Source organism: Neotamlana laminarinivorans (assembly GCF_020523925.1).
GTDB classification, from domain to species: Bacteria; Bacteroidota; Bacteroidia; order Flavobacteriales; family Flavobacteriaceae; genus Neotamlana; species Neotamlana laminarinivorans.
This window is the reverse complement of sequence record NZ_JAJAPW010000113.1, coordinates 1-255: the sequence shown is the minus strand read 5'-3', so window position 1 is coordinate 255 and position 255 is coordinate 1. Positions and strand designations below refer to the sequence as shown.

At 43.5% G+C, this 255-nt stretch carries 1 pseudogene; it reads right to left on the bottom strand.

Annotated elements, in window-relative coordinates:
* A pseudogene (locus LG649_RS16255) lies at positions 1–255 on the bottom strand (hypothetical protein); the annotation flags it as partial.

Sequence of the window (255 nt, the reverse complement as noted above, 5' to 3'; positions counted from 1 at the left end):
ACGCGCTCAAATCTATAGCAGCGGTATTAGCAGCTTCATAGGGTAAAATAGCAGTCTCCGAGCTTTCAAAGGTTGAGGTTTCATTTTCAAAATCCAACTCCGAAGCACCCATAGCAATCTTAAAATGCGTGGTACCACTAGGAGCTGCAATACGCAAAGTAGGTGAAAATGGGGCTATGGAAACAGTAGCATCACCAGAAGCACGATCAAAAGCCTTGGTAAACGACGCAAATAAAGTAGCACCTAATTTTCCGT